The organism is Pseudomonas sp. NPDC077649, from assembly GCF_044542855.1.
GTDB lineage: Bacteria > Pseudomonadota > Gammaproteobacteria > Pseudomonadales > Pseudomonadaceae > Aquipseudomonas.
Genome location: NZ_JBITVF010000001.1, coordinates 550,833 through 570,513, shown reverse-complemented (window position 1 = coordinate 570,513; position 19,681 = coordinate 550,833). Strand labels below are relative to the sequence as shown.

The following is a 19,681-nucleotide window of genomic DNA, read 5'->3' as shown; positions in this document are numbered from 1 at the left end:
CCTGCAATGCAGAAGCTGGAAAAAGTCCTGATCGCCAACCGTGGCGAAATCGCCCTGCGCATCCTGCGCGCCTGCAAGGAGCTGGGCATCAAGACGGTGGCCGTGCATTCCACCGCCGACCGTGAATTGATGCACCTGGGCCTGGCCGACGAGTCCGTCTGCATTGGTCCGGCGCCCGGCGCACGGTCCTACCTGAACATCCCGGCGATCATCAGCGCCGCCGAAGTCACCGGCGCCACCGCGATCCACCCGGGCTACGGCTTCCTCGCCGAGAACGCCGACTTCGCCGAACAGGTGGAGAACTCCGGCTTCGCCTTCATCGGCCCGAAAGCCGACACCATTCGCCTGATGGGCGACAAGGTGTCGGCCAAGAACGCCATGATCAAGTCCGGCGTGCCGGTGGTGCCCGGCTCCGACGGCCCGCTGCCGGAAGACGAGGAAGAAGCCCTGCGCATCGCCCGCGAAGTGGGCTACCCGGTGATCATCAAGGCCGCCGGCGGCGGCGGTGGTCGCGGCATGCGCGTGGTGCACAAGGAAGAAGACCTGATCAAGTCGGCCAAGCTGACCCGCACCGAAGCCGGCGCGGCGTTCGGCAACCCGATGGTCTACCTGGAAAAATTCCTCGGCAACCCGCGCCACGTCGAGGTGCAGGTACTGTCGGACGGCCAGGGCAACGCCATCCACCTGTACGACCGCGACTGCTCGCTGCAGCGCCGCCACCAGAAGGTGATCGAGGAGGCCCCAGCCCCCTACATCGACGAGAAGGCCCGTGCCGAGGTGCTCAAGCGCTGCGTCGACGCCTGCATCGAGATCGGCTACCGCGGCGCCGGCACCTTCGAGTTCCTCTACGAAGACGGCCGCTTCTACTTCATCGAGATGAACACCCGCGTGCAGGTCGAGCACCCGGTCACCGAGATGATCACCGGCTTCGACATCGTCAAGGAGATGCTCAGCATCGCCGCCGGCAACAAGCTGTCGATCAAGCAGGAAGACGTGAAGATCCTCGGCCACTCGGTCGAGTGCCGGATCAACGCCGAGGACCCGGACAACTTCATGCCCAGCCCCGGCAAGGTCAAGCACTTCCATGCCCCGGGCGGCAACGGCGTGCGCGTCGACTCGCACCTGTACAGCGGCTACAGCGTGCCGCCGCACTACGACTCGCTGATCGGCAAGCTGATCACCTTCGGCAAGGACCGCGACGAGGCCATGGCGCGCATGCGCAACGCCCTCGACGAGATCGTGGTCGACGGCATCAAGACCAACGTGCCGCTGCACCGCGACCTGACCCGCGACAAGGGTTTCGTCAAGGGTGGCGTGAACATCCACTACCTGGAAAAGAAACTGGGTATGGACAAGCACTGAGACTTGGGTCTGCTGCACCGACAAGGGCTGCCATCTGGCGGCCCTTGTCGTTTCCGGCCGGCGGCCGAACTGGCAGCCCGCCCATCCGTTCAAGTAAGCTGCGCGGCCAAACGCCCCGCCGCATCGTTCATGAGGTTGCCCATGCCCTGGTTACAAGTCCGTCTCGCCATCACCCCGGAGCAGGCGGAGACCTACGAGGACGCCCTGCTCGAGGTCGGCGCCGTGTCGGTGACCTTTATGGACGCCGAGGACCAGCCGATCTTCGAGCCGGACCTGGGCACCACCCCGCTGTGGTCGCACACCCACCTGCTGGCCCTGTTCGAGGCCGATACCGACGAGACCGCGCTGCTCGCCCACCTGCAGCTGCTGTGCGGCGGCGCCCTGCCGGAACACCATGTCGAACGCATCGAGGACCAGGACTGGGAGCGCAGCTGGATGGACGGTTTCCAGCCGATGCGCTTCGGCCAACGCCTGTGGATAGTGCCGAGCTGGCACGCCGCACCGGAGCCGGAGGCGGTCAACCTGCTGCTCGATCCGGGCCTGGCCTTCGGCACCGGCACCCACCCGACCACCGCGCTGTGCCTGGAATGGCTGGACGGCCAGGATCTGGCCGGCTGCAACGTGCTGGATTTCGGCTGCGGCTCGGGCATCCTGGCCATCGCCGCGCTGCTGCTCGGCGCGCCGCAGGCGGTCGGTACCGATATCGACCCGCAGGCGCTGGAGGCCTCGCGCGACAACGCCTCGCGCAACGGCATCGATCCGGCACGCTTCCCGGTCTACCTGCCCGCCGACCTGCCGCAGCAGCCGGCCGAGGTGGTGGTGGCCAATATCCTCGCCGGCCCGCTGGTCTCCCTGGCGCCGCAGATCGGCGCGCTGGTCAAGCCGGGCGGGCGCCTGGCGCTGTCGGGCATCCTCGCCGAGCAGGCCGAGGAAGTGCGCGCCGCCTACGCAGACGCCTTCGATCTGGATCCCACAGCGGAAAAGGACGGCTGGGTGCGCATCAGCGGCGTCAAGCGCTGAACCCCTGACCATTGCGTTAGACTAACCGCCTCGAGTTATCGGACCCGCGCATGAGCGAAAGCCACGTCACCCAGTGCCCCCATTGCCGCACCAGCTTCCGCGTCAGCCAGGCGCAGCTGGCTGCCGCCCATGGCGCGGTGCGCTGCGGGGCCTGCCTGCACGTGTTCAACGCCGCGCAGCAGTTGTTCGGCACGCCCAGCGCTGCGCCCACGACCGCCCCGCCGGCAGCAGCCGGCAAACCACAGCCAGCGGCCGCCGGCAAACCGGCCAAGGCCGCCGACGACACCCTGTGGATTCACGACGACCTCGACCTGGATGGCCTCGATCTGGACGAGGAACTGGCCAAGCTGGAGGAACAGGAACAGCAACTGTCGCAGCAGTTCCTCGCCCTGGAGCGCGCCCCGCGCTACAGCGAACGCTTCGACAGCGATGAAGCGCCGAGCCGCGACGCGCCGCACGACGAGGCCTGGGCCGAAGCCCTGCTGCGTGACGAGCCGGTAGAACGCGAGCGCGACAGCTTCGCACTGCAACCTACCGAAGAGCAGCCAGAGCCCGCCGCCGCTGAGCCCAAAGCAGCCAGCGAATTCGCCGCCCCCGTCACGCCCCGCGAGCAGCAGCCCAGCGCCGACGAGCTCGACGAACCGAGCGAGCCGCGCCTGGGTAGCCTCGACGACGAACCGGACGAGCAAGAGCGACAGGATGAAGACCTGCGCAGCGAGCGCGAAGAACCCAAGGCGGCGCGCAGCGAGCCGGGCCTGCGCGAGGAACGCCTGTTCGAACTGGACGACGAACCGCTGCAACTGGACTGGCGCCAGCCGCAGTCGCGCCCCTGGGGCCGCTGGTTCGCCTGGAGCCTGCTCAACCTGCTGGCGGCCGGCGGCCTGCTGGCGCAGTACGCCGCCTACAACTTCGACGAGCTGGCGCGCCAGGATCGCTACCGGCCCTGGTTCGAGCAACTCTGCCCGAGCATCGGCTGCAGCCTGCCGTCGAAGGTCGACATCAGCCAGATCCGCAGCAGCAACCTGGTGGTGCGCAGCCACCCGGAGTTCTCCGGCGCGCTGATCGTCGACGCCATCCTCTACAACCGCGCGCCCTTCGCCCAACCCTTCCCGCTGCTGGAAATGCGCTTCGCCGACCTCGGTGGCCAGCTGGTCGCCAGCCGCCGTTTCAAGCCCAGCGAATACCTCGCCGGCGAGCTCGCCGGGCAGAGCGAAATGCCGCCGCAGACGCCGATCCACATCTCCCTGGACATCCTCGACCCGGGCACCCGTGCGGTGAACTACAGCCTCAGCTTCCACTCGCCGGAATAGCCTGCAGGCGGCGCGACAACTGGCCGCAGGCCGCCTATCGAACTCTTGGCGATAAGCCCATAGCTGTTCAGAATTTGTTCAAAACAGCCTTTATCCGGTCATCCAGAGCGGGTATCATGCCCACCCTTTTGCGAGCACAGCCCACCATTGTTTCCCCCTGCGGAAACCGTGGAGGACAGCTGTTGATCGCCCCATTGTCTCAACTGCGAACCAACAAGCAGGGACGCCCCATGTCGGCCCCACGTATCGGCCCCTACACATTGCCCAATCGGTTGATCCTGGCCCCCATGGCCGGCGTCACCGATCGCCCGTTCCGCCAGCTGTGCCGCCGCCTCGGCGCTGGCCTGGTGGTGTCGGAGATGGTCACCAGCGATGTGCGCCTGTGGAACAGCCGCAAGTCCAGCCTGCGCCTGCTGCATGCCGGCGATCCCGAGCCGCGTTCGGTGCAGATCGCCGGCGGCGACCCGCAGATGCTCGCCGAAGCCGCGCGCAAGAACGTCGAGCTGGGCGCGCAGATCATCGACATCAACATGGGCTGCCCGGCCAAGAAGGTCTGCAACAAGGCTGCCGGCTCCGCCCTGCTGCGCGACGAGCCGCTGGTGCGCGAGATTCTCGCCGCGGTGGTCGGCGCGGTGGACGTGCCGGTGACCCTGAAGATCCGTACCGGCTGGGATCGCGCGAACAAGAACGGCGTCACCGTGGCGAAGATCGCCGAAGATGCCGGCATCGCCGCGCTGGCCGTGCACGGCCGCACGCGCGCCGACCTCTACACCGGCGAAGCCGAGTACGACACCATCGCCGCGATCAAGCAGGCGGTGTCGATTCCGGTGTTCGCCAACGGCGACATCGACTCGCCGCAAAAAGCCCGCGCCGTACTCGACGCCACCGGCGCCGATGCCCTGCTGATCGGTCGTGCCGCGCAGGGCCGGCCGTGGATCTTCCGTGAGATCGAGCATTATCTGCGCACCGGCGAAAGCCTGCCGGCGCCCGGCCTGCTCGAGGTGGAACGCATTCTGCTAGAACACCTGGCCGCCCTGCACGCCTTCTACGGCGACGAGATGGGTGTGCGCATCGCCCGCAAGCATGTCGGCTGGTATCTCGCAACCCTGCCGGGCGCCAGGGAGTTTCGCGCCCAGTTCAACCGTCTGGACAGTACGGACGCACAGTGCGCCCACGTTCGCGCGTTTTTCCGCGAACGGCACAACGATGGAAACGAGGTGGCCGCATGACGTTGATGACAGAGACCTTAGTGAGTGGAACCGCACCCGTGAGTGACAACACCAGCCTTAAACAGCACCTGAGCACGCCGAGCGACGAGGGCCAGACCCTGCGTGGCGCCGTGGAAAAGGCGCTGCACAACTATTTCGCCCATCTCGAGGGCGCGGACGTCACCGATGTGTACAACCTGGTGCTCACCGAAGTGGAAGCGCCGCTGCTGGAAACCGTCATGAATTACGTGAAAGGTAACCAGACCAAGGCCTCCGAGCTGCTCGGCCTGAACCGCGGCACGCTGCGCAAGAAGCTCAAGCAGTACGACCTGCTGTAAGCGAATCCCCGGAAAAGGGCGGCCGAGTGCCGCCTTTTTTCACTGTTTTCCTGTTCCGATGGACTTTGCCATGACCGACCAGACCACCCGCCTCCCCGTTCGCCGCGCCCTGATCAGCGTCTCCGACAAGACCGGCATCCTCGAGTTCGCCCGCGAACTGGCCACCCTCGGTGTCGAGATCCTCTCCACCGGCGGCACCTACAAGCTGCTCAAGGACAACGGCGTAGCCGCAGTGGAAGTGGCCGACTACACCGGCTTCCCGGAGATGATGGACGGCCGGGTGAAGACCCTGCACCCGAAGATCCACGGCGGCATCCTCGGCCGTCGCGCGCTGGACGGCGCGGTGATGGACGAGCACGGCATCAAGCCGATCGACCTGGTGGCGGTCAACCTCTATCCCTTCGAAGCCACCGTGGCCAAGCCCGATTGCGACCTGGCCGATGCCATCGAGAACATCGACATCGGCGGCCCGACCATGGTCCGTAGCGCGGCGAAGAACCACAAGGACGTCGCCATCGTGGTCAACACCGGCGACTACGCCGGCATCGTCGAGTCCCTCAAGGCCGGCGGCCTGACCTACGCCCAGCGTTTCGACCTGGCGCTCAAGGCCTTCGAGCACACCGCCGCCTACGACGGCATGATCGCCAACTACCTGGGCACCATCGACCAGGCGCGCGACACCCTGTCCACCGAAGGCCGTGGCGCCTTCCCGCGCACCTTCAACAGCCAGTTCATCAAGGCGCAGGAAATGCGCTACGGCGAGAACCCGCACCAGAGCGCGGCGTTCTACGTCGAGGCGAAGAAGGGCGAGGCCAGCGTTTCCACCGCCGTGCAGCTGCAGGGCAAGGAATTGTCGTTCAACAACGTGGCCGACACCGACGCCGCGCTGGAATGCGTGAAGAGCTTCGTCAAGCCGGCCTGCGTCATCGTCAAGCACGCCAACCCCTGCGGCGTGGCCGTGGTCCCGGAAGACGAAGGCGGTATCCGCAAGGCCTACGACCTGGCCTACGCCACCGATACTGAGTCTGCGTTCGGCGGCATCATCGCCTTCAACCGCGAGCTGGATGGCGAGACCGCCAAGACCATCGTCGAGCGCCAGTTCGTCGAAGTGATCATCGCCCCGAGCATCAGCGCTGCCGCCCGTGAAGTGGTGGCCGCCAAGGCCAACGTGCGCCTGCTCGAATGCGGCGAATGGTCGGCCGAACGCGCTGCGGGATGGGACTTCAAGCGCGTCAACGGCGGCCTGCTGGTACAGAGCCGCGACATCGGCATGATCAAGGCCGAAGACCTGAAGATCGTCACCCAGCGCGCGCCGAGCGAACAGGAAATCCACGACCTGATCTTCGCCTGGAAAGTGGCCAAGTTCGTCAAATCCAACGCCATCGTCTATGCCAAGAACCGCCAGACCGTCGGCGTCGGCGCCGGCCAGATGAGCCGCGTCAACTCCGCGCGCATCGCCGCGATCAAGGCCGAGCACGCCGGCCTGCAGGTGCAGGGCGCGGTGATGGCCTCGGACGCCTTCTTCCCGTTCCGCGACGGTATCGACAACGCGGCCAAGGCCGGCATCACCGCGGTGATCCAGCCCGGTGGCTCGATGCGCGACAACGAAGTGATCGCTGCCGCCGACGAAGCCGGCATCGCCATGGTGTTCACCGGCATGCGCCACTTCAGGCACTAAAATCGGCCGCACTGAAGCCGGCATCTGCGTTGTTGCCCCGGGTTCCGCCAATGCTCATTGCCAGTCGGCAACTCCGCTGGTCGAAACCTGGGGCGCCTAGCATCTACCGGCTTCATCGCGACCTCGGAATTCGTAGGGTGGATAACGCTTGGCTTATCCACCAAACGGGCCACCGGCCCGCCTCCATTGGGAGAGAGACATGAACGTACTGATCATTGGCAGCGGCGGTCGTGAACACGCCCTGGCCTGGAAAGTGGCGCAGGATCCGCGCGTCGAGAAGGTCTTCGTCGCCCCGGGCAACGCCGGTACCGCGGTGGAAGCCAAGTGCGAGAACGTGGCCATCGACGTGCTGGCCATCGAGCAGCTCGCCGACTTCGCCGAGCAGAACGTGCAGCTGACCATAGTCGGCCCCGAGGCACCGCTGGTGAAGGGCGTGGTCGATCTGTTCCGCAGCCGCAAACTGGATATCTTCGGCCCCACCGCTGCCGCCGCCCAGCTGGAAGGCTCCAAGGCCTTCACCAAGGATTTCCTGGCCCGCCACCAGATCCCCACCGCCGACTACCAGAACTTCACCGAGATCGAGCCGGCGCTGGCCTACCTGCGCGAGAAGGGCGCGCCCATCGTGATCAAGGCCGACGGCCTGGCCGCCGGCAAGGGCGTGATAGTCGCCATGACCATGCAGGAAGCCGAAGACGCCGTGCGCGACATGCTCGCCGGCAACGCCTTCGGTGAGGCGGGTTCGCGCGTGGTGATCGAAGAGTTCCTCGACGGCGAAGAGGCTTCCTTTATCGTCATGGTCGACGGCGAGCACGTGTTGCCGATGGCCACCAGCCAGGACCACAAGCGCGTCGGCGACGCCGATACCGGCCCGAACACCGGCGGCATGGGCGCCTACTCGCCGGCGCCGGTGGTGACGCCTGAGGTGCACCAGCGGGTGATGGACGAGGTGATCTACCCCACCGTGCGCGGCATGGCCAGCGAAGGCAACGTCTACACCGGGTTCCTCTATGCCGGGCTGATGATCGACAAGGCCGGCAAGCCCAAGGTCATCGAGTTCAACTGCCGCTTCGGCGACCCGGAAACCCAGCCGATCATGTGCCGCCTGGAAAGCTCCCTGGTGCTGCTGGTCGAGGCCGCGCTGGCCAAGGCGCTGGACAAGGTCGAAGCGACCTGGGACCCGCGTCCGACCGTGGGTGTGGTGCTGGCCGCCGGTGGCTACCCCGGCGACTACGCCAAGGGCGATGTGATCGAAGGCCTGGACGACGCCGCCCAGCTCGACGGCAAGGTGTTCCACGCCGGCACCAAGCTTTCGGACGGCCGGATCGTCACCGCCGGCGGCCGCGTGCTGTGCGCCACCGCCATCGGTCGCACGGTGGCCGAGGCCCAGCAGCAGGCCTACCGCCTGGCCGAGAAGATCCGCTGGAACGGCATGTTCCACCGCAACGACATCGGCTACCGCGCCATCGCCCGCGAGCGTGGCGAAGGCTGATCGCCGCCAGGGCATATGACGCAGGCCGGTGGCCGCCAGGGATGGCAGGCCACAAAAATGCCCGCCTACGCCATATTCTCCCGAACAAATGCTTGGCTATAATCCGGCCACTCATTTAGAAGGGATTTGCCCGTGCGCCGGCTCAGGATTGCCATCGGACTATTCGCCAGTTTGCTGCTGCTCGGTGTCAACCTGACAGCCTGCGCCGGCACCGCTCCGACAAGCCCGCAGGGCTGGTCCTACCTGATCGACGCCAGCGCCCGCCTGGGCCTGGAAGAGGTGCGCGCCCAGCGCCAGCAGTTCAAGCCGCTCACTAAACAATCCTTCACCTTCCCGCCCAGCCAGCACGCCGTCTGGTTGCGCGTCGAGCTCGCCGCGCAGCAGCAGCCGACCTGGCTCTGGGTGTTCTCGCCACGGGTGCAGTACCTCGACTACTACCTGCTGCGCGACGGCCAGCTGGAGCAGAACCTGCACACCGGCGAGGCCATGCCGCTGGAGTCGCGCCCGCTGCCCTCGCGTTTCTACCTGATGCCGCTGCCCAACGACGGCCAGGCGCGCGTCGCCTATGTGCGGCTGACCTCCAACCACCCGCTGATGACCTGGTTCAAGGTGATGGACCAGGCCGAACTGGTCAGCCTGGAAAAGCCCGCCTACCTGTTCGGCGCCCTGTTCGGCGCGCTGCTGCTGCTGACCCTGTACAACCTGATCCGCTTCTTCTACAGCCGCAGCGCCAGCAGCCTGTGGCTGGCCGGGGTGAATATCGGCCTGGCGGTGTGCTCCTCGGCCAACCTCGGCATCTTCGCCCAGTGGCTGCCGAGCCTGAGCCACAACCAGTCGCTGATCGCCGACCTCTCGGCGCTGTTCGCCGCCTTCAGCGGCCTGGCCTTCGCCCTCAGTTTCGTCCGCGGCACGCCGGTGCAGGCCAGCCCGCTCAACCGCCTGCTGCAGGGCAACGCCCTGCTGCTGCTGGCCTACGCCGTCACCGTCGCCCTCACCGGGCTGCTCTGGTACAGCTCGCTGGTCTACCTGCTGGTGGCGCTGAGCACCCTCAATCTGCTGCTGGTCAGCACCCTGCACTGGCGCGCCGGTTACCAGCCGGCGCGGCTGATCGCCGTGGGCATGCTGGTGTTCAACCTAGGCTTCGGCTTCTTCATTCCGGTGTTGCTCGGTTACGACCAGCTCAACCCCGGCTGGCTGGTGCTCGGCGTATTCAGCGTCGCCACCCTGGCCGGGCTGATCCTCAGCGTGTCGCTGACCGAGCGCCAGCGGCAGATCCAGCGCGACACCCTGGACGAGCGCACCGCGCTGGCCGCCAGCAGCGCCGAACTGCGCGCCAAGGCCGAGTTCCTGGCCAAGATCAGCCACGAGATCCGTACGCCGATGAACGGCGTGCTGGGCATGACCGAGCTGCTGCTGGGCACGCCGCTGTCGGCCAAGCAACGCGACTACGTGCAGACCATCCACAGTTCGGGCAACGAGCTGCTCACCCTGATCAACGAGATTCTCGACATTTCCAAGCTAGAATCCGGGCAGATCGAGCTGGACGACGTGCAGTTCGACCTCGGCGCGCTGATCGAGGACTGCCTCGACATCTTCCGCGCCAAGGCCGAGCAGCAACGGGTGGAGCTGATCAGTTTCATCCAGCCGCAGGTGCCGCGGGTGATCAGCGGCGATCCGACGCGCCTGCGCCAGGCCCTGCTCAGCCTGCTCGACAACGCCTTCAAGCAGACCGACGAGGGCGAGATCCTGCTGGTCGCCGCGCTGGACAGCAGCGACGGCCAGCATCGCCTGCGCATCGCCGTGCAGGACAGCGGCCGTCCGCTGCTGGCCGAGGAGCGCGACGCCCTGCTCAACGCCGAGCTGCACAGCAAGGACTTCCTCGCCGCCACCCGCCTCGGCGGGCGCCTGGGCCTGATCATCGCCCGTCAGCTGGTGCGCCTGATGGGCGGCGAGTTCGGCATCCAGGGCAGCGGCAACCAGGGCTCGACGCTGTGGCTGACCCTGCCGCTGGACGCCGCCCGCCTGCAGCAGCCCGAAGCCGACCTGGACAGCCCGCTGCAGGGCGCGCGCCTGCTGGTGGTGGACGACAACGACACCTGCCGCAAGGTGCTGGTGCAGCAGTGCAACGCCTGGGGCCTGCAGGTCAGCGCCGTGCCGTCGGGCAAGGAGGCCCTGGCCCTGCTGCGCACCAAGGCGCATATGCGCGAATACTTCGACGCGGTGCTGCTCGATCAGGACATGCCGGGCATGACCGGCATGCAGCTGGCGGCCAAGATCAAGGAAGACCCCAGCCTCAACCACGACATCCTGATCATCATGCTCACCGGCATCAGCAACGCGCCGAGCAAGGTGATCGCGCGCAACGCCGGGATCAAGCGCATCCTGGCCAAGCCGGTGGCCGGCTATACGCTCAAGACCACCCTGGCCGACGAGCTGGCCCAGCGCCCCAACGACAGCCAGGTGCAGGCCGCGCCGACGCCGGTCAGCACGCCGCTCGAGGTGCCCGGCGACTTCCGCATCCTGGTGGCCGAGGACAACAGCATCTCCACCAAGGTGATCCGCGGCATGCTCGGCAAGCTCAACCTGCAGCCGGACACCGCCAGCAACGGTGAGGAAGCCCTCAGCGCGATGAAGGCGCAGCACTACGACCTGGTGCTGATGGACTGCGAGATGCCGGTGCTCGACGGTTTTTCCGCCACCGAACAGCTGCGCGCCTGGGAGGCCGCCGAACATCGCCCGCGCACCCCGGTGGTGGCGCTCACCGCGCATATCCTCAGCGAACACAAGGAACGCGCCCGCGCCGTGGGCATGGACGGCCACATGTCCAAGCCGGTGGAGCTGTCGCAACTGCGCGAGCTGATCGAACACTGGATCGCCGAACGCGAACTGCGCCGCCAGCGTGACGCACTGCCAAACTGATCGTCTCCTTCCCCCAGTTTTCTGCGAGCCTGCCGCCATGGCCTCCGAGTTGTTCAGCCTGTACCTGAAGATGTTGGTGCTCTACAGCCCCTTCTTCGTGCTGTCGTGCTTTATCGGCCTGAGCCGCGGCTACACCCTCAGGGAGCGCAAGCGCCTGGCCTGGAAAGTGGCGCTGGCCACGCTGATCGCCAGCGTGCTGCTGTACCTGTTCGGCAGGCACATCTTCACCCTGTTCGGCATCACCATCGACGCCTTCCGCATCGGCGCAGGCAGCGTGCTGTTCATCTCCGCGCTGGGCATGGCCCAGGGCAAGCCCGCGGTGCAGAGCGACAACGTACAGCAGGACGTGACCATAGTGCCGCTGACCATTCCGCTGACCGTCGGCCCCGGCACCATCGGCGCGCTGCTGCTGATGGGCGCCAGCCAGCCACACTGGGACGACAAGCTGGTGGCGGTGGTGGCGATCTTCTTCGCCAGCCTCACCGTCGGCGTGGTGCTGTACCTGTCCAACCAGTTCGAGCGCCTGCTCGGCGACCAGGGCCTGCAGATCGTCAGCCGCCTGATGGGCCTGTTCGTCTGCGCCCTGGCGGCGCAGATCATCTTTACCGGGGTGAAGAACTACCTGGTGCCGTAATCCGCAGAGCCTGCCCCGGATTTCATCCGGGCTACGCCGCTCTCTTCTGCACCATATGCTTGCAACAACGCTCTGGCTCGGTGCATGCCGCTCACCCGGCAGAGCCTCACGCGCCCTAAAAACTCACTAAGCGACTGAAATTAAAAGCTTTAAAAGAAATGGCACTGACATTGCTCTGCTGATCCCAACTTGGATACAAGATGGAATCTCAGCGCATGTCCGACGCCCCGCTCGCCTTCACCCTCACCGACTGGCAACAGGCCTACCGCGACGGCCAATCCCCCTTTGAGCTGCTGCACGCCCTGCGCCGCGAACTGCGCGCCGGCGACAGCGCCTGGATCGCCCTGGCCAGCGAGGCTCAGCTCGATGCCCAGCTCGATGCCCTGGCCACCGCACTGGACGGTGCAGCCGGCGACCCGAGCAAGCTGCCGCTGTACGGCGTGCCCTTCGCCATCAAGGACAATATCGACGCCGCCGGCTGGCCCACCACCGCCGCCTGCCCCGAGTTCGCCTATAGCGCCGAGGCGGATGCCACAGTGGTGGCGCGCCTGCGCGCCGCCGGCGCCATCCTGATCGGCAAGACCAACCTCGACCAGTTCGCCACCGGCCTGGTCGGCACCCGCTCGCCCTATGGTGCGGTGCCCAATAGCTTCAACCCGGCTTACGTCAGCGGCGGCTCCAGCTCCGGCTCGGCCAGCGTGGTCGCGCGCGGCCTGGTGCCCTTCGCTCTGGGCACCGACACCGCCGGCTCCGGCCGCGTGCCGGCCGGCTTCAACAATATCGTCGGGCTCAAGCCGACCAAGGGCTGGCTGCCCAATACCGGCCTGGTGCCGGCCTGCAAGACCCTGGACTGCATCTCGGTATTCGCCCTGACCGTCGGCGATGCCCTGGCCGTGGCCACTATCGCCGGTGGCTATGACGCCGCCGATCCCTACAGCCGCCAGAACCCTACCAGCGCCAAGGTCGGCATGCCGGCCCAGCCGCGCCTGGCGCTGCCGGCCAACCCGGAATTCTTCGGCGACGCGCAGAACCAGGCCGTCTACGAGGCCGCCCTGGGCAAGCTGCGCGAACTGGGCGCCGAGCTGGTGGAGATCGACTTCGCCCCCTTCCGGCAACTGGCCGAGCAGCTCTACCAGGGTTCCTGGGTCGCCGAGCGCACGGTGGCGGTGGAAGGCGTCGACCCGGCGCATATCAACCCGGTGGTGCGCGGCATAGTCGCGGGCGGCCACAACTACAGCGCCTGCGACGCCTACAAGGCCGAATACATCCGCGCCGAGCTGAGCCGCCGCATCAACGAGGCCCTGGCCGGTTTCGACGCCCTGGTGGTGCCCACCTCGCCGACCATTCGCAGCCTGGCCGAGATGGACGTCGAGCCGGTGCTGTACAACAGCCAGTTCGGCACCTACACCAACTTCACCAACCTCGCCGACCTGTCCGCCCTGGCCGTACCGGCGGGTCTGCGCGCCGACGGCCTGCCGGCCGGCATCACCCTGATCGCCCCGGCCTGGCACGACCAGGCGCTGGCCGCCTTCGGCCAGCGCTGGCAGCAGGCCGTCGCTCTGCCGCTGGGCGCCACCGGCAAGCCGCTGCCGGCGCCAAAACCAAGCGACAAACCGGCGCCGGGTTGCATCCGCGTCGCCGTGGTCGGTGCGCACCTGACCGGCATGCCGCTGAACTTCCAGCTCACCAGCCGCGACGCCGTGCTGGTGGAGCAGACCAGCAGCGCCGCCAGCTACCGCCTCTTTGCCCTGCCCGGCAGCGTGCCGCCCAAGCCGGGCCTGGCGCGGGTCGCCGAGGACGGTGCCGAGATCATCGTCGAGCTGTGGGACGTGCCGCAGGCGCGCTTCGGCGAGTTCGTCGCCGAGATCCCGCCGCCGCTGGGCATCGGCAACCTGCAGCTGGCCGACGGCCGCTGGGTCAAGGGCTTTATCTGCGAGCCGTATGCGCTCGCTGGCGCCCGCGATATCACCAGCTTTGGCGGCTGGCGCGCCTTTATCGCCAGCACCCAGGCCTGAGCACAAGCATGTCGCGCGCCGTTTCACGCCCGCAGAGTCTGGCCGAGCGCATCTACGCCCAGCTCAAGGACGACATCTTCGAGTTCCGCCTGATGCCCGGCGACCGCTTCTCCGAGGGCGAGGTGGCCGAGCGCGTCGCCGCCAGCCGCACGCCGGTGCGCCAGGCTCTGCATCGCCTGCAACGCGAGGGTTTTCTCGAGGTGCACTTTCGCAGCGGCTGGCAGGTACGCCCGCTGGACTTCGCCCACTTCGACGAACTCTACGAGCTGCGCGTCGTCCTCGAACTCGAGGCCGTACGCCGGCTGTGCCAGCGCCCCAACGACGAACAGCCCGCTGCACTGCAGGCGCTCGAGCGCACCTGGTTGGTGCGTAAAGAGGCGCAATTGCAGGACGGCGCCGCCGTTTCACGCCTCGACGAGGCCTTCCATTGCCAATTGCTGGAGGCCGCCGGCAACCGCGAGATGGCCCGCGTGCACCGCGAGGTCAGCGAGAAGATCCGCATTCTAAGGCGCCTGGATTTCACCCAGGCGCAGCGCATCGAGCTGACCTACGCCGAACACGGGCAAATTCTCGAAGCGATCCAGACTCGGCGCCTAGAAGAGGCACAGCAATTGCTCAAGAGCCATATAGAGGTCAGCCAGGCAGAGGTGCACAGCATCACCCTGCACAAGCTGTACGGCGCTCGCCAGCGCGTGCAGCCGATGCCGGAATAGCCGAGCCATGACCTTCACTGCATGACCAATAACAACGCTGTCCACTTACTCACATCTGTGAATGGAGATCGCACCATGCAACGTCGCAGCCTGATCAAGGCCTTTACCCTTTCCGCTTCCATCGCCGCCATGGGCATGACCTGGACCGTACAGGCGGCCGAGACCATCAAGGTCGGCATCCTGCATTCGCTGTCCGGCACCATGGCGATCTCCGAAACTTCGCTGAAAGACATGGCGCTGATGACCATCGACGAGATCAACGCCAAGGGCGGCGTGCTCGGCAAGCAGCTCGAGCCGGTGGTGGTCGACCCGGCCTCCAACTGGCCGCTGTTCGCCGAACGCGGTCGTCAGCTGCTGACCCAGGACAAGGTCGCGGTGACCTTCGGCTGCTGGACCAGCGTGTCGCGCAAATCCGTGCTGCCGGTCTATGAAGAGCTCAACGGCCTGCTGTTCTACCCGGTGCAGTACGAAGGCGAAGAGCTGTCGCCCAACGTCTTCTACACCGGCGCGGCGCCAAACCAGCAGGCCATCCCCGCGGTCGAGTACCTGATGAGCGAGGACGGCGGCGCCGCCAAGCGCTTCTTCCTGCTCGGCACCGACTACGTCTATCCGCGCACCACCAACAAGATCCTGCGCGCCTTCCTGATCAGCAAGGGCGTCGACGAGAAGGATATCGAAGAGGTCTACACCCCCTTCGGCCACAGCGACTATCAAACCATCGTCGCCAACATCAAGAAGTTCTCCGCCGGCGGCAAGACCGCGGTGATCTCCACCGTCAACGGCGACTCCAACGTGCCCTTCTACAAGGAACTGGCCAACCAGGGCCTGGAAGCCACCGACGTGCCGGTGGTGGCCTTCTCGGTGGGCGAGGAAGAACTGCGCGGCATCGACACCAAGCCGCTGGTCGGCCACCTGGCCGCCTGGAACTACTTCCAGTCGGTGGAAAACCCGGTCAACACCGAGTTCGTCAACAAGTGGAAGGCCTATGCCAAGGCCAAGAACCTGCCGGGCGCCGACAAGGCGGTGACCAACGACCCGATGGAAGCCACCTACGTCGGCATCCATATGTGGGCCCAGGCCGTGGAGAAGGCCGGCACCACCGAGGTGGACAAGGTGCGTGAGGCCATCTACGGCCAGACCTTCGAGGCGCCGAGCGGCTACACCCTGACCATGGACAAGAGCAACCACCACCTGCACAAGCCGGTGATGATCGGCGAAATCCAGGAAGACGGGCAGTTCTCCGTGGTCTGGGAAACCGACAGCCCGATCCGCGCCCAGCCGTGGAGCCCCTATATCGAAGGCAACGACAAGAAGCCGGATTACGCGGTGAAGTCGAACTAAGGCAAAAGCCCCTCTCCCCCTGTCCCTCTCCCGCAAGCGGCAGAGGGGCAGCGGCCCGCGCAGGGAGAGGGTCGCTGTAGCCCGGATGCAATCCGGGAAGACCGCGCCCGGATTGCATCCGGGCTACGCCAAGGACACCCCCTTATGCCCACTGCCCTTACCCGAATTCTGCTCGGCCTGTTGCTGCTGCTACCTCTGGTTGCCAGCGCCAATGAGGCCGACGCCTTCGTCGCCGCCAACCCGGCCAAGCAGGCCAAGCTGCTGCAGGACTGGGCCGCCGCGCCCGTGCCTGAACGTCTGCCGCTGCTGCAGGCGCTGCAACAGGGCCGCGTCGCCGGCGACGCCGACAAGCGCGCCTTTATCCACCAGGCCGGCACCTGGCAGGCCGCCGACGGCCAAGCGGAGCCCAACGGCACGCCGCGCAAACTGCGCCTGAACAACCGCCTGCGCGGGCTGATCGCCAGCGCCCTGGCCAGCCATCAGTTGCTCGACAAGGATGCCGCCGTCCGCCTCGAGGCCGCCAAACAGCTGCAACGCAATACCCCGCCGCCCCTGCTGCCGCTGCTGGAAAGCCGCCTGAGCATCGAGGCCGACGAGGCCGTGCGCGACGCCCTGACCCTGGCCCTGGCCAACCTGCAACTGGCAGCCGAGGATCCGGCCGTGCGCCTGGCCGCCGTGGAGCGCCTCGGCCAGACCGGCGACCCGCTGGCGCGCACCCGCCTGGAGGCCCTGCTCGATGGTGAGGAAAGCGACGCCGCCGTGCGCAGCGCCGCAGAAAAGAGCCTGGCCCAGGTGAAGAACAAGCTGCTGGTCGGCGAGCTGCTCGGCCAGGCCTTTAGCGGCCTGTCGCTGGGTTCGATCCTGCTGCTGGCGGCGCTGGGCCTGGCCATCACCTTCGGCCTGCTCGGGGTGATCAATATGGCCCATGGCGAGATGCTGATGCTCGGCGCCTACACCACCTACGTGGTGCAGCTGCTGTTCCAGCGCCTGGCCCCGGAAGCCCTGGCCCTCTATCCGCTGGTCGCCCTGCCCATCGCCTTCCTGGTCACCGCCTGCATCGGCATGGCCCTGGAGCGCACGGTGATCCGCCATCTGTACGGTCGCCCGCTGGAAACCCTGCTGGCCACCTGGGGCATCAGCCTGATCCTGATCCAGCTGGTGCGCGTCACCTTCGGCGCGCAGAACGTCGAAGTGGCCAACCCCTACTGGCTGTCCGGCGGCGTGCAGGTGCTGCCCAACCTGGTGCTGCCCTACAACCGCATCGTGATCATCGGCTTCGCCCTGTTCGTGGTGCTGCTGACCTGGCTGCTGCTGAACAAGACCCGCCTGGGCCTCAACGTCCGTGCCGTCACCCAGAACCGCAATATGGCCGCCTGCTGCGGCGTGCCGACCGGCCGCGTCGATATGCTCGCCTTCGGTTTGGGTTCTGGGATTGCCGGCCTCGGTGGCGTGGCCCTGAGCCAGATCGGCAACGTCGGGCCGGACCTGGGGCAGAGCTACATCATCGACTCCTTCCTGGTGGTGGTGCTCGGCGGCGTCGGCCAGCTGGCCGGCAGCGTCACCGCCGCCTTCGGCCTGGGCGTGCTGAACAAGTTCCTCGAACCGCAGATCGGCGCCGTGCTGGGCAAGATCCTGATCCTCGCGCTGATCATTCTGTTTATCCAGAAGCGGCCCCAAGGGCTCTTCGCACTCAAGGGACGGGTGATCGACTGATGACCATGCCACTCAATCAAACGCTGCTGGCGCGCGCCAGCGCCAAGCTCGGCCCGCAGGTCTCGCTGGCCATCGGCCTGCTGGTGCTGGCCGTGCTGATCGCCATGCCGCTGCTGCACCTGCTGCCGGCCGACCACGCCCTGCATGTCTCGGCCTACAGCCTGACCCTGGTGGGCAAGATCCTCTGCTACGCCATAGTCGCCTTGGCCCTGGACCTGGTCTGGGGCTACGCCGGCATGCTGTCGCTGGGCCACGGCCTGTTCTTCGCCCTCGGCGGCTACGCCATGGGCATGTACCTGATGCGCCAATCGGCGGGCGATGGGCTGCCGGCCTTTATGAGTTTCCTGGCCTGGAGCGAACTGCCCTGGTACTGGTACGGCACCAGCAATTTCCTCTGGGCGCTGTGCCTGGTGGTGCTGGCGCCCGGCCTGCTGGCGCTGGTGTTCGGCTTCTTCGCCTTCCGCTCGCGGATCAAGGGCGTGTACTTCTCGATCATGACCCAGGCGCTGACCTTCGCCGGCATGCTGCTGTTCTTCCGCAACGAAACCGGCTTCGGCGGCAATAACGGCTTTACCGGCTTTACCCGCATCCTCGGCTTCGATATCACCGCTGCCGGCACCCGCGCCGCGCTGTTTATCGCCACCGTGGCCCTGCTGGTCGGCAGCCTGTACCTGGGCTTTCGCCTGGCGCGCAGCAAGTTCGGCCGGGTGCTGACCGCATTGCGCGACGCCGAGAATCGCCTGATGTTCTGCGGCTACGATCCGCGCGGCTACAAGCTGTTTATCTGGGTGCTCTCTGCCGTGCTATGCGGCCTGGCCGGGGCGCTCTATGTGCCGCAGGTGGGCATCATCAACCCCAGCGAGATGGCGCCGACCCAGTCCATCGAAGCCGCCGTCTGGGTCGCCCTGGGCGGGCGCGGCACGCTGATCGGCCCGCTGCTCGGCGCCGGCCTGGTCAACGGCATGAAGAGCTGGTTCACCGTGGCCTTCCCCGAATACTGGCTGTTCGCCCTGGGCGCGCTGTTTATCGTGGTCACCCTGTTTCTGCCGAGGGGCGTCGTCGGCTTACTGAAGAAGGAGAAGGAGCAATGAGAACCGCCCCCGTCCCCGAAGCCATGCTCGAAGCCGCCTTCGATCCCACCGGCCTGGCGCTGGATACCGGCAAGAACGTCGGCAAGGGCGTCAACGTGCGCCACGGCACCATCCTCACCCTGGAAGCGATCAACGTCAGCTTCGACGGCTTCAAGGCGTTGACCGACCTGACCCTGTATATCGGCGTCGGCGAACTGCGCTGCATCATCGGCCCCAACGGCGCCGGCAAGACCACCATGATGGACGTGATCACCGGCAAGACCCGCCCGGACAACGGCGTGGCCTACTTCGGCGAGCAGTACGACCTGACCGCCATGAGCGAGGTGCAGATCGCCCAGGCCGGCATCGGCCGCAAGTTCCAGAAGCCGACGGTGTTCGAGGCGCTCTCGGTGTTCGAAAACCTGGAGCTGGCGCAGAAGACCAACAAGTCGGTGTGGGCCAGCCTGCGCGCGCGCCTGTCCGGCGAGCAGAAGGACCGCATCGACGAGGTGCTCGCCACCATCCGCCTGGACGCCTCGCGCCACCGCCCGGCCGGCCTGCTCTCCCACGGCCAGAAGCAGTTCCTGGAGATCGGCATGCTGCTGATGCAGGAGCCGCACCTGCTGCTGCTCGACGAGCCGGTGGCGGGCATGACCGACGCCGAAACCGAGTTCACCGCCGAGCTGTTCAAGTCGCTGGCGCGCAAGCACTCGCTGATGGTCGTTGAGCACGATATGGGCTTCGTCGGCAGCATCGCCGACCACGTCACCGTGCTGCACCAGGGCCGCGTGCTGGCCGAGGGCTCGCTGGAACAGGTGCAGAACGATGAGCGGGTGATCGAGGTGTATCTCGGTCGATAAGGGATTCGTAG

The 19,681-nt window shown here is 66.7% G+C and carries 15 protein-coding genes; all 15 read left to right on the top strand.

The features are described 5' to 3' along the window. Nucleotides 1-6: 6 nt before the first annotated feature. Nucleotides 7-1,362 (top strand): acetyl-CoA carboxylase biotin carboxylase subunit, encoded by a 1,356-nt coding sequence (gene accC / locus ACIGFL_RS02475; RefSeq protein WP_021442645.1) that lies wholly within the window; start codon nucleotides 7-9, stop codon nucleotides 1,360-1,362. Nucleotides 1,363-1,503: 141 nt separating this feature from the next. Beyond that, nucleotides 1,504-2,382 carry a 50S ribosomal protein L11 methyltransferase gene (gene prmA, locus ACIGFL_RS02470; protein ID WP_397496030.1) on the top strand — a complete coding sequence of 293 codons (879 nt, stop codon included), beginning with the start codon at nucleotides 1,504-1,506 and terminating at the stop codon, nucleotides 2,380-2,382. A 50-nt stretch (nucleotides 2,383-2,432) separates the two neighbouring features. Further along, complete coding sequence (locus ACIGFL_RS02465; RefSeq protein WP_397496029.1) at nucleotides 2,433-3,692, top strand: DUF3426 domain-containing protein; 1,260 nt, start codon at nucleotides 2,433-2,435, stop codon at nucleotides 3,690-3,692. Nucleotides 3,693-3,922: 230 nt separating this feature from the next. After that, on the top strand, nucleotides 3,923-4,921 hold the full coding sequence (dusB, locus tag ACIGFL_RS02460; protein WP_397496028.1) for a tRNA dihydrouridine synthase DusB: 999 nt from the start codon (nucleotides 3,923-3,925) through the stop codon (nucleotides 4,919-4,921). Next, nucleotides 4,918-5,238, top strand: a complete 321-nt coding sequence (gene fis, locus ACIGFL_RS02455) for a DNA-binding transcriptional regulator Fis (protein WP_031302786.1) — start codon at nucleotides 4,918-4,920, stop codon at nucleotides 5,236-5,238. The genes dusB and fis overlap by 4 nt, the downstream gene beginning before the upstream one ends. Nucleotides 5,239-5,308: 70 nt before the next feature. Then, nucleotides 5,309-6,916 carry a bifunctional phosphoribosylaminoimidazolecarboxamide formyltransferase/IMP cyclohydrolase gene (gene purH, locus ACIGFL_RS02450; RefSeq protein WP_397496027.1) on the top strand — a complete coding sequence of 536 codons (1,608 nt, stop codon included), beginning with the start codon at nucleotides 5,309-5,311 and terminating at the stop codon, nucleotides 6,914-6,916. A gap of 199 nt (nucleotides 6,917-7,115) precedes the next feature. Then, nucleotides 7,116-8,405 carry a phosphoribosylamine--glycine ligase gene (purD, locus tag ACIGFL_RS02445; protein WP_397496026.1) on the top strand — a complete coding sequence of 430 codons (1,290 nt, stop codon included), beginning with the start codon at nucleotides 7,116-7,118 and terminating at the stop codon, nucleotides 8,403-8,405. 174 nt (nucleotides 8,406-8,579) lie between these two features. Beyond that, the gene (locus ACIGFL_RS02440) at nucleotides 8,580-11,324 is read left to right on the top strand and encodes a response regulator (RefSeq protein WP_397496616.1); all 2,745 of its coding nucleotides are present in this window, start codon (nucleotides 8,580-8,582) and stop codon (nucleotides 11,322-11,324) included. A 37-nt stretch (nucleotides 11,325-11,361) separates the two neighbouring features. Beyond that, the gene (locus ACIGFL_RS02435; RefSeq protein WP_021442653.1) at nucleotides 11,362-11,958 is read left to right on the top strand and encodes a MarC family protein; all 597 of its coding nucleotides are present in this window, start codon (nucleotides 11,362-11,364) and stop codon (nucleotides 11,956-11,958) included. Between the two features lie 215 nt (nucleotides 11,959-12,173). Then, nucleotides 12,174-13,973, top strand: a complete 1,800-nt coding sequence (atzF, locus tag ACIGFL_RS02430) for an allophanate hydrolase (protein ID WP_397496025.1) — start codon at nucleotides 12,174-12,176, stop codon at nucleotides 13,971-13,973. A gap of 8 nt (nucleotides 13,974-13,981) precedes the next feature. Then, nucleotides 13,982-14,686 carry a GntR family transcriptional regulator gene (locus ACIGFL_RS02425; RefSeq protein ID WP_397496024.1) on the top strand — a complete coding sequence of 235 codons (705 nt, stop codon included), beginning with the start codon at nucleotides 13,982-13,984 and terminating at the stop codon, nucleotides 14,684-14,686. 75 nt (nucleotides 14,687-14,761) lie between these two features. Continuing rightward, nucleotides 14,762-16,027 carry an urea ABC transporter substrate-binding protein gene (gene urtA, locus ACIGFL_RS02420; protein ID WP_122108164.1) on the top strand — a complete coding sequence of 422 codons (1,266 nt, stop codon included), beginning with the start codon at nucleotides 14,762-14,764 and terminating at the stop codon, nucleotides 16,025-16,027. A 144-nt stretch (nucleotides 16,028-16,171) separates the two neighbouring features. Then, complete coding sequence (gene urtB / locus ACIGFL_RS02415; RefSeq protein WP_397496023.1) at nucleotides 16,172-17,740, top strand: urea ABC transporter permease subunit UrtB; 1,569 nt, start codon at nucleotides 16,172-16,174, stop codon at nucleotides 17,738-17,740. After that, entirely contained in the window at nucleotides 17,740-18,831 is a 1,092-nt protein-coding gene (gene urtC, locus ACIGFL_RS02410; protein ID WP_397496022.1) for an urea ABC transporter permease subunit UrtC, read from the top strand. Before urtB ends, urtC begins: the two co-directional genes overlap by 1 nt. Beyond that, nucleotides 18,828-19,670, top strand: coding sequence for an urea ABC transporter ATP-binding protein UrtD (urtD, locus tag ACIGFL_RS02405; RefSeq protein WP_397496021.1), 843 nt, complete (start codon nucleotides 18,828-18,830; stop codon nucleotides 19,668-19,670). Before urtC ends, urtD begins: the two co-directional genes overlap by 4 nt. Nucleotides 19,671-19,681: the final 11 nt, after the last annotated feature.

Coding starts and splice junctions, on each gene's coding strand:
- urtB (WP_397496023.1), top strand. CDS start 16,172: ATGCCCACTGCCCTTACCCGAATTCTGCTCGGCCTGTTGCTGCTGCTA.
- purD (WP_397496026.1), top strand. CDS start 7,116: ATGAACGTACTGATCATTGGCAGCGGCGGTCGTGAACACGCCCTGGCC.
- urtA (WP_122108164.1), top strand. CDS start 14,762: ATGCAACGTCGCAGCCTGATCAAGGCCTTTACCCTTTCCGCTTCCATC.
- dusB (WP_397496028.1), top strand. CDS start 3,923: ATGTCGGCCCCACGTATCGGCCCCTACACATTGCCCAATCGGTTGATC.
- ACIGFL_RS02465 (WP_397496029.1), top strand. CDS start 2,433: ATGAGCGAAAGCCACGTCACCCAGTGCCCCCATTGCCGCACCAGCTTC.
- ACIGFL_RS02435 (WP_021442653.1), top strand. CDS start 11,362: ATGGCCTCCGAGTTGTTCAGCCTGTACCTGAAGATGTTGGTGCTCTAC.
- accC (WP_021442645.1), top strand. CDS start 7: ATGCAGAAGCTGGAAAAAGTCCTGATCGCCAACCGTGGCGAAATCGCC.
- fis (WP_031302786.1), top strand. CDS start 4,918: ATGACGTTGATGACAGAGACCTTAGTGAGTGGAACCGCACCCGTGAGT.
- urtD (WP_397496021.1), top strand. CDS start 18,828: ATGAGAACCGCCCCCGTCCCCGAAGCCATGCTCGAAGCCGCCTTCGAT.
- prmA (WP_397496030.1), top strand. CDS start 1,504: ATGCCCTGGTTACAAGTCCGTCTCGCCATCACCCCGGAGCAGGCGGAG.
- ACIGFL_RS02425 (WP_397496024.1), top strand. CDS start 13,982: ATGTCGCGCGCCGTTTCACGCCCGCAGAGTCTGGCCGAGCGCATCTAC.
- urtC (WP_397496022.1), top strand. CDS start 17,740: ATGACCATGCCACTCAATCAAACGCTGCTGGCGCGCGCCAGCGCCAAG.
- purH (WP_397496027.1), top strand. CDS start 5,309: ATGACCGACCAGACCACCCGCCTCCCCGTTCGCCGCGCCCTGATCAGC.
- atzF (WP_397496025.1), top strand. CDS start 12,174: ATGTCCGACGCCCCGCTCGCCTTCACCCTCACCGACTGGCAACAGGCC.